We start from the raw sequence: 9,277 nt of genomic DNA, 5'->3' as shown, positions 1-9,277 counted from the left end.
GGCCCATGCCTTTGACTTTGCCGCACTCACCGCGCTGCCGGCCGTCACCATCAAGCCGACGCTGGAATACGACAGCAAGCCACACACCCTCAAAGGCCCCTTGCTGGCCGATGTCATGAAAGCTACAGGCGTGAAGTTGACCGACAAGACGACGCTTTTCCTGCGCGCCGTGGACGGCTACGCAGCCCAGGTCACCGCCGCCGAAGCCAGCAAATACCGCTTCATCGTTGCCACCCACCTGGACGGCCAGCCCATGACGCTGGGTGGGCTGGGTCCGCTTTGGGCGGTGTACGATGCCGACCGTTTTTCCGACATGGCTGCCAAGCCGCTGCCGGCGCGCTTTGCATCCTGCCCGTGGGCGATGTACCACATCGAAGTCAAAGAGGCTTGAGCGGCGCCTGCTCCCGTTGAAATGACGGTCCAGGCCTTGTTTTCCTAAATGAAATCGGCCTGTGGACCAATAGGTGCGGGCGCAGGCAGCTATAAAAAACGTAGCTGATGCCGGACGGTTCAATCGATGTCTTTGAGAAAGTCAGTGATCGCTTCAACCGTTTTTTCAGGCTGGTCGCGCTGAGGTGAGTGTCCGCAGGCGGCCAGCCTCAGTTGCCGGGCATGGGGTGCTGCCAGTGCAATTTCGTCCAGCTGCCGCATCGTGCCGTACTCATCCTCAAGCCCCTGAATGAGCAGCAGCGGCGCCGCAATGCGCGCGCACTCCGGCCGGATGTCAAAGCTGCGAAAGGCAGGTGACAGCCAGACATCGTTCCATTGCCAGAAAGCGACGTCTACATCCGCGTGGTAACGAGCCAGGCGCTCGCGCAAACCTCCTGATTCAAACGCGGTTCTGGCCTGGGCAATGGCCTGAACTGCGATGTCTTCGACCAGCACGTGGGGTGCCATCGCGATGCAGGCCGAAACCGGGTGGCGGCTGGCGTGGAGCAGGGCGATGCTGGCGCCGTCGGAATGGCCGAGCAACACGGGGTTTTCAACCCGCAGCGTATCCAGCAGCGCGGGCAACACTTCCCAGGCCTCGCGTTGCATGTAGTCGGGCAACAGGCGGCCGGTGCGCTGGCCGTTCTGCTCTGCCGGTTCACCGCGTACGTTTGGTACGGGCTCTGACTGCCCGTAGCCGCGCCGCGAATACACCAAACCCGCCCGCCCGGTTGCCGTGCATACCGCCTGGGGCCAGTCCAGGCCGCGCTGCGTCCAGAGGCTGACCGAGCCCAGGCCTTCATGCAGGAAAACCACCGGAGCGAGGTCGACGCGCCCGGCGATGTGCCTGACCTCCAGGCGCGCGCCGTTGATCTCCATCAAATTCATCGTTGCATCGTAAAGGATGTAAACGATTGGGCGAATCTGGCGTTGGGAAAAGGGGCCGCAGAGGACTTTTGGGCACCTTTACGCATTTGCCATCGCTGACGCCCGGTACACTAGCCGGTTGCACGTAGAAAGACCGTTTTTGTGAATGTTTTCGTCCGTTTTGCCGCCGCCTGGCTGCTTGCCCTTGCCGGTTTGGCATGCTCCACCGCCTTTGCCCAGACGGCCGCCGCTGGTGCCGCACTTTCGGGAATCACAACGCCTGTTTTTGTGCTGAACTCGCTCGAAGACAGTGTCAGCGTGATCAACCCGGCCACCTGGACGGAAACCAGACGCATTGCCACCGGCAAGCAGCCGCATCACCTGTACCTCACGCCCGATGAAAAGTCGGTGATTGTTGCCAACGCGCTGTCGGACTCGCTCACCTTCATCGACCCGAAAACCGCTGAAGTGCAGCGCACGGTGCGCGGCATCATCGACCCCTACCAATTGCGCTTTTCTCCCGACATGAAATGGTTTGTCACGGCCGCCAACCGCCTCAACCACATCGACATCTACAAGTGGGACGGCAAGGACATCACGCTGGCCAGGCGCGTGGCCACCGGTCGCACGCCAAGCCATCTGTGGATAGACACCAAAAGCACCACGGTTTATTCGACCATGYAGGACAGCGACGAGCTGATCGCCATCGACCTGCCCAGCCAGTCCATCAAGTGGCGCGTCAAGACCGGCTCCATCCCGGCCGACGTGTACGGCACAGCCGACGACAAGCACCTGCTGGTGGGCCTGACCGGCGGCGACGCCGTCGAGGTGTATGACGTGAGCGGAGCGCAACCGCAGCGCACCAAGGTCATCAAGACCGGTGCCGGAGCGCACGCGTTCCGCGCCTTCGGCGACAAACGCCATGTGCTGGTCAGCAACCGCGTGGCCAACAGCATCAGCAAGATCGACCTGCAGACCCTGGAAGTGGTGGACAACTACCCCGCGCCGGGCGGCCCTGACTGTATCGACGTGAGCCGTGACGGCAAGCAGATACTGGTCACATCGCGCTGGGCACGCAAGCTCACGGTGATCGACGTGGCAAGCCACAAGATCGTCCGGCAGGTCAATGTTGGAAAGAGCCCCCATGGCGTCTGGACGCTTGACCACGCCGCTAGATAGGCCCCCACGCTCCCCCACTTCGTGTGGGTCGCTGCCCCCCGGGGGGGCCGCTGCGCCTGCGGCCCRGCGAAGCCGGTTCCGCGGCCCCGGCTTGCTTGAAAAGTCCCCGCCGACCGCCGCTACGGCTGGTCTGTTGCAGACGATGCTTGCTATCGTTTTTGTAGCTGCTTGCGCTCATCCTGTATGGGCTACAGGCAAAAACAATGCACAAAAATCCGCACAAAACGCGCCGCAGCCGGCCGAAGCGGCCTGCAAACCCGTTTACCTGACGCTGGACACTGGCCACATGGCTGTTGCGCCGCTGATGGCTGACGTGCTGAACAGGCACAAGGTCAAGGTCACCTTTTTTGCCGCCAATGAGCGCACGCAAACCGGCGATGGCAGCCTGGGCACACAGTGGGCTGGCTGGTGGAAGGCGCGGGCGGGTGAAGGCCACGAATTTGCCTCGCACACCTGGGACCACGTTTACTGGCGGGGCGATGTACCCGGCGCACCCGATACACCGGTRCAGTTCAGGATGCGGCCTTCTGCGGGCCCGCTGGAAGGCAAGGACTTCACCTGGACGGCGAAGCAGTACTGCGAAGAAATCGGCAAGTCCAGCAAGCGCCTCGAAGAAATCACCGGCAAAAAAACACTGCCGCTTTTTCGCGCGCCGGGCGGCAAGACTTCGCCCGCGCTGCTGGCAGCGGCCAAGTCCTGCGGCTTTGAGCATGTGGGCTGGTCGCCCGCCGGTTTCCTGGGTGATGAGCTGGCCAGCGAGAGGTTCGGCAATGATTTCCTGCTGAAGAAGGCGCTGCGCGACATCCGCTCCGGCGACATCCTGCTGGCCCACCTGGGCATCTGGTCGCGCAAGGACCCCTGGGCGCCTGCCGTGCTGGAGCCGCTCATCACCGGCCTGCAGTCGCGGGGCTTTTGCTTCAAAACCCTGGCTGAACATCCCCAGTACAAAGACTGGATTGCGTCGCAGGCCACGCCGGCACCTGCCAGGCCTTCAAAATAAGCCACATGGACTGGTTCAGCGATCTCTTTTCAATGGCGCAGCAGTGGCTGTTTGAGTCCGCCGTGCAGCCGGCCATGTTTGCGCTGGGCATGGGCAACCTGCTGGAAGACGGCTACGACGCCACTGCCTGGTTCATGGTGGGCGTGATCCAGGTGCTGATCTTGCTGGCCATCGTCGGCCCGCTGCAGCGCTGGCGGCCGGTAGAGCCCGTGCTGGACCGGGCCACCATACGCACCGATGTGCTCTACACCCTGATCCACCGGCTGGGCTTGTTTCGCATCGCGCTGTTTTTCACGCTGGACCCGTGGTTTGACGAGGCGTTTGGCGCGCTGCGCACGGCCGGCTACGGCACTTTTCATTTAGACCAGCTCTGGCCGGGTGTGACGGACAACGCCCTCGTCAGCTTCGCGATTTACCTCGTGGTGTTTGACTTTGTGGCGTACTGGACGCATCGCGGCCAGCACCAGATCGAGTGGTGGTGGCGCCTGCATTCGCTGCACCATGCGCAGCGGCAGATGACGATGTGGAGCGACAACCGCAACCACCTGCTGGACGACATCCTGGTCGACTCCATCGTCGTGCTGGTGGCCCAGCTCATCGGCGTGGCACCGGGGCAGTTCATCGCCATCGTGGCCTTTACCCAGCTCAGCGAAAGCTTTCAGCATGCCAATGTGCGGATGTGGTTCGGGCAGGTGGGCGAGCGCCTGTGGATCAGCCCGCGCTTTCACCGTTTGCACCACAGCATCGGCATTGGCCACGAAAGCCATGGCCCCAAAACGCTGGGGGGCCACAACTTCGGCGTGCTGCTCCCTTGGTGGGACATGCTGTTCCGCACGGTCAATTTTGAGCAGCGCTATGACCCGACGGGCATTCGCGACCAGGTCGAAGCCAACCGCGACTACGGCAAAGGTTTCTGGTCGCAGCAATGGATGGGCCTCAAGCGCTTGTTTGGCCGGGCCTGAAGCATGAGCCCCCACGCTTTTCACTTCGTGTAATGCGCTGCCCCCCCGAGGGGGCCGCCCGCCTGCGGTCTGGCAAAGCCAGTCCCGCGGCTCATGCTGGGTTGAAGACATCCGCCGTGTTTTCGGTAGCCATGGGGCTGCGTTATCCTGTCGGTCATGAGCAAACTCCTAGACGCCTTCTGGCGCGCCGCGATGTATTGCCTGCACCCGCGGGTCATTGCGTTGTCCGTCCTGCCGCTGATCATCATGGTGGTGATCTCGCTCGGCCTGGGATATTTTTTCTGGAACGATGCCGTGGAAGCTATCCGGTCGCAGATCGGAAGCTATGAGCTTGTCGGCACGCTGGTGCGCTGGCTTGAGGGCCTCGGCCTGAGCGACCTGCGCACGGTGCTGGCTCCGGCGTTGTTGCTGTTCCTGGCGATCCCCGTGATTGTGATCGTGGCGTTGCTCTTCGTGGCACTGCTCATGACACCGGCCATGGTGGCCCTGGTGGCTGAACGGCGCTTTCCCCAGATGGAGCGCAAACGGGGCGGTTCACTGTTCACCAGTTTGTTCTGGTCGCTGGGCTCGACCTTGCTGGCCGTGGTGGCGCTGGTCGTTTCGATTCCGCTTTGGCTGATTCCCCCGCTGATCCTGGTGTTGCCCCCGCTGATCTGGGGCTGGCTGACTTACCGCGTCATGTCTTATGACGCCATGGTGGACCACGCCAGCAGTGAAGAGCGGCGCCAGATATTCAAGGAACATCGCCTGCCGCTGCTGGCGATCGGTGTGTTCAGCGGCTACCTGGGCGCGGCACCCAGCCTGCTGTGGGCCTCGGGCGCGATGTTTGTAGCCATGGCGCCCATCCTGGTGCCGGTGGCCATCTGGATCTACACCCTGGTGTTTGCGTTTTCCTCGCTCTGGTTTGCGCACTACACGCTGTCGGCCCTGGAACAACTTCGCAAGAAGAATAATGCCCTGGCGCCCGACCCGCTTGCGCAAGCAGCTATTGAATCGATAGCAAATGAGCTGGCCCCCGATGCCCTCCCCGGGCCGGCGCCCAGCTTCGGTTCGCTGGGCGGCAAGCCCGAATCACAACCCTGAACCCATTACCTGGCAAGCCTGAACATGACCCCACAATTCGGCCTCATCATCGTCGGCGACGAAATCCTTTCCGGCAAACGAGCCGACAAACACCTGCCGAAAGCCATCGAACTGCTGGGTGCGCGCGGCTTGCAGCTGGCCTATGCCGACTACGTCGGCGACGATCCGGCGCGTATCACGGCCACGCTGGCACGCGCGTTCGCAGCGGCGCATGAGAACGGCGACGTGGTGTTCTCCTGCGGCGGTATAGGGGCCACACCTGACGACCACACCCGGCAGTGCGCCGCCAGAGCGTTGGGCGTTGACCTTGCGCTGCATCCCACGGCCAAAACACTGATCCTCGAACGCATGGCGGATGTGGCGAAAGAGCAGGGGACACCCTACGAGCCTGACCGCGACGACAACATCCACCGCCTGAACATGGGCGTGTTTCCGGTCGGCGCGGAGATTATTCCGAATCCRTACAACAAGATTCCGGGCTTTACCTGCCGGGCGGGGCAGGGGGCGGTTCACTTCGTTCCCGGCTTCCCGGTGATGGCCTGGCCGATGATTGAATGGGTGCTCGACAACCAGTACGCCCACCTGCACCAAAAATCGCCTTACACCGAGAAGTCGGTGATCATTTTTGGGTCCATGGAGGCCATGCTCACGCCCCTGATGCTCGATATTGAAGCGGCCCATGCGGGAGTGAAAGTGTTTAGCCTGCCCAGCGTGGATCACCCGGAATATGGCCGCCATATTGAACTGGGCGTCAAAGGCGCGCCCGAGGCGGTCAATTTGGCCTATCCGGCCATGCTGGCCGGGCTGCACAAATTTGACCTGAAGTTTGGCCCTGAGTTGGTGCGTTGATTTTTTTGCACCAATCTTGTGCGCTTATGTTAATGCACGATCATGGTGCATTCGTTGTCGGCCGGTGTTTTTTGCATTTTCAGCCTGCCAAAGGCTGGAACTGAAGCCAGATCACGGCACAATCCGGGGCTTGGCGGGAAACTGAAGCGCCAATGTCTGTGGCACAAAAAGTGCATTCGACAGCCCGAATAGATTTTTCAACCACCCATCCAGCAACAGGAGATTTTGATGGCAAAGACCGTCGCAGACGTCATGAAAATGGTCAAGGAAAACGAGGTCAAGTTTGTTGACTTCCGTTTTACCGATACCCGGGGCAAAGAACAGCACGTGACCGTGCCCGTGTCCCACTTTGACGAAGACAAATTCACGTCRGGCCATGCATTCGACGGCTCCTCAATTGCCGGCTGGAAGGGCATTGAAGCCTCCGACATGCAACTGATGCCTGACCCAAAGACGGCCAACATCGATCCGTTCTTTGAAGAAACCACTCTGTTCATGAGCTGTGACGTGCTCGAGCCCGCCGACRGCAAAGCCTATGACCGCGACCCGCGCTCCATCGCGCAGCGCGCAGAGGCTTACCTCAAGGCTTCCGGCCTGGGCGACACCGCTTACTTCGGCCCTGAGCCAGAGTTCTTCATCTTTGACGACGTGCGCTGGAACACTGACATGTCGGGCACCTTCTTCAAGATCGAAGAATACGAAGCACCCTGGAACTCCGGCGCCAAGCTCGAAGGCGGCAATCGCGGCCACCGTCCTACCGTCAAGGGCGGCTACTTTCCCGTGCCTCCTGTCGACAGCACGCAAGACATGCGCGCCGAGATGGCCCTGATCCTCGAATCGCTGGGCATCCCCGTCGAAGTGTTCCACCACGAAGTGGCCGGCGCCGGCCAGAACGAAATCGGTACCCGTTTCAGCACGCTGGTTCAGCGCGCCGACTGGACCCAGGTCCTGAAATACGTCGTGCAGAACGTGGCCAACGCCTACGGCAAAACCGCCACCTTCATGCCCAAGCCTGTTGTCGGCGACAACGGCTCCGGCATGCACGTTCACCAGTCCATCTGGAAAGACGGCAAAAACCTGTTTGCCGGTGACGGCTATGCAGGCCTGTCTGATTTCGCCCTGTACTACATCGGCGGCATCATCAAGCACGCACGTGCCCTGAACGCCATCACCAACCCAGGCACCAACAGCTACAAGCGTCTGGTTCCTGGCTATGAGGCGCCGGTCAAGCTGGCTTACTCGGCTAAAAATCGTTCGGCATCGATCCGCATTCCTTACGTTGCCAATCCAAAGGGCCGCCGTATCGAAGCGCGTTTCCCCGATCCACTGATGAACCCTTACCTGGGCTTCTCGGCCCTGATGATGGCCGGCCTGGACGGCGTGGAAAACAAGATCCACCCAGGCGAAGCCGCCACCAAGGATCTGTACCATCTGCCACCCGAGGAAGATGCAAAAGTGCCAACCGTTTGCCACAGCCTGGACCAGGCGCTGGACGCGCTTGACGTGGGCCGCAGCTTCCTGACCAAGGGCGGTGTGTTCACCGACAGCATGATTGACGCCTACATTGAACTGAAGATGGGTGAAGTGACCCGCCTGCGCCAGGCGACCCACCCCATCGAATTCGAGATGTACTACTCCCTGTAATCAGGGGGGCGAAAGCCCAACCGCTTACTGTTTATTTACACAGTTTGTGGTCAAAAAAGGACGGCAGATGCCGTCCTTTTTTATTGCCCCGGCCGGTTGTGGGTTTGCTGGCTTTGTATTTCGGCGCCTTTGCCGCATACTGATAGACCGTCCTCGCCCTTATTGGGCATCGGGAGTACCTATGAAACACACCTTATTGCTTTCTACCTTGTCGTTGCTGCTGGCTGGCGCGGGGAATGCTGCATGGGCGCAGCAGGTATACCGCTGTGCAGGAGTCGGGGGTGCGGCCCCTGAATACATCAACAACACAAAAGACGCCCAAACCCGGAGCTGCAAACTGTTGTCCGGCGGCAATGTGACGGTGATGCAGAGCACGCCGGTGCCCAAAGCCGCGGTTCGCGTGGCTGCGGCCGCAGGCTCTAGCGGCCCGCGCACCGATGGCAGCCCCGAACAGCGGGCCCGCGACAACGATTCGCGCGCCATCCTTGAGGCCGAACTGAAAAAGGCCGAAGCCAAGCTGGCCGAGCAGCAAAAAGAATTCAACAACGGCGAACCTGAGAAACAGGGCATTGAAGGCCGTAACTACCAGCGTTACCTGGACCGCGTGGCCGAGCTCAAGGACAGCATCACCCGTAACCAGAGTGATATTGCCGGCCTGAAGCGCGAAATTTCCCGCCTGCCTGGCCCCCCGCCTGCTGCGCTCGTCGCCAATTAAACCAGCGCGGCAAGTCCCAGTAAGCCGGCTTCTGGAGGAAAATGGACGGCTTGAACAAGCCCTCCATCCGCGTCGCTTTATCGTCCGTCCCGGTCAAAGGACTTCCCCCGCGCTTTCAGGCGTTTGACCTGCTGGCCACGCTGGTGGCAGTGGTGCGTACCAACGGCACCGTGGTGTTTGCCAATGCCGCGCTGGAAGATGCGCTGGGCACCTCGCGGCGGACCATTGAAGGCTCACAGCTCCCCGATTGCTTTACCGAGCCGCTCATTTTGCAAAATGCGCTGGAGGGTGCGGGCAGCAATGAATTTGCCGCCCTGCGTTACGACGCGTGGCTCAGGCGCCTGAACCACGAACCGCTGCCCGTGCATGTGGTGGTGGCGCAAACCGACACCCCGGGTGAGGCGATTGTGGAGCTGCTGCCGCTGGAGCAGCAAGCCAAGCAGGAGCGCGAAGAACGCCTGATCGACCAGGCGCAGGCCAATAAGGAGTTGATCCGCAACCTGGCCCACGAGATCAAAAACCCGCTGGGCGGTATTCGCGGCGCTGCGC

The 9,277-nt window shown here is 61.3% G+C and carries 10 protein-coding genes; 9 read left to right on the top strand and 1 reads right to left on the bottom strand.

The window, feature by feature from the left end; genetic code table 11:
* The coding region (locus tag AC1D1P_RS07790; RefSeq protein WP_477672591.1) for a putative pterin-binding protein at positions 1-391 on the top strand (391 nt) is incomplete at its 5' end.
* A gap of 119 nt (positions 392-510) precedes the next feature.
* Here the strand turns inward: AC1D1P_RS07790 and AC1D1P_RS07785 are convergent.
* Positions 511-1,317, bottom strand: a complete 807-nt coding sequence (locus AC1D1P_RS07785; RefSeq protein ID WP_477672590.1) for an alpha/beta fold hydrolase — start codon at positions 1,315-1,317, stop codon at positions 511-513.
* 141 nt (positions 1,318-1,458) lie between these two features.
* Here AC1D1P_RS07785 and AC1D1P_RS07780 point away from each other — a divergent pair, with 141 nt between their 5' ends.
* From AC1D1P_RS07780 to AC1D1P_RS07745, 8 genes are all read left to right on the top strand, one after another.
* Positions 1,459-2,475 carry a YVTN family beta-propeller repeat protein gene (locus tag AC1D1P_RS07780; RefSeq protein ID WP_477672589.1) on the top strand — a complete coding sequence of 339 codons (1,017 nt, stop codon included), beginning with the start codon at positions 1,459-1,461 and terminating at the stop codon, positions 2,473-2,475.
* A 142-nt stretch (positions 2,476-2,617) separates the two neighbouring features.
* Positions 2,618-3,475, top strand: a complete 858-nt coding sequence (locus AC1D1P_RS07775; protein WP_477672588.1) for a polysaccharide deacetylase family protein — start codon at positions 2,618-2,620, stop codon at positions 3,473-3,475.
* Positions 3,476-3,480: 5 nt separating this feature from the next.
* Complete coding sequence (locus tag AC1D1P_RS07770; protein ID WP_477667930.1) at positions 3,481-4,437, top strand: sterol desaturase family protein; 957 nt, start codon at positions 3,481-3,483, stop codon at positions 4,435-4,437.
* 156 nt (positions 4,438-4,593) lie between these two features.
* Positions 4,594-5,520 carry an EI24 domain-containing protein gene (locus AC1D1P_RS07765; protein WP_477672587.1) on the top strand — a complete coding sequence of 309 codons (927 nt, stop codon included), beginning with the start codon at positions 4,594-4,596 and terminating at the stop codon, positions 5,518-5,520.
* 24 nt (positions 5,521-5,544) lie between these two features.
* Entirely contained in the window at positions 5,545-6,369 is an 825-nt protein-coding gene (locus AC1D1P_RS07760) for a competence/damage-inducible protein A (RefSeq protein ID WP_477667928.1), read from the top strand.
* A 228-nt stretch (positions 6,370-6,597) separates the two neighbouring features.
* Positions 6,598-8,013, top strand: coding sequence for a type I glutamate--ammonia ligase (gene glnA, locus AC1D1P_RS07755; protein ID WP_477672586.1), 1,416 nt, complete (start codon positions 6,598-6,600; stop codon positions 8,011-8,013).
* Positions 8,014-8,194: 181 nt separating this feature from the next.
* Entirely contained in the window at positions 8,195-8,728 is a 534-nt protein-coding gene (locus AC1D1P_RS07750; RefSeq protein ID WP_477667927.1) for a hypothetical protein, read from the top strand.
* Between the two features lie 41 nt (positions 8,729-8,769).
* Positions 8,770-9,277, top strand: a 508-nt coding sequence (locus tag AC1D1P_RS07745) for a nitrogen regulation protein NR(II) (RefSeq protein WP_477672585.1), incomplete at its 3' end; no start/stop codon positions are given.

The organism is Polaromonas sp. P1_E1_2, assembly GCF_056406035.1.
This window is presented reverse-complemented; position numbering and strand designations above follow the sequence as displayed.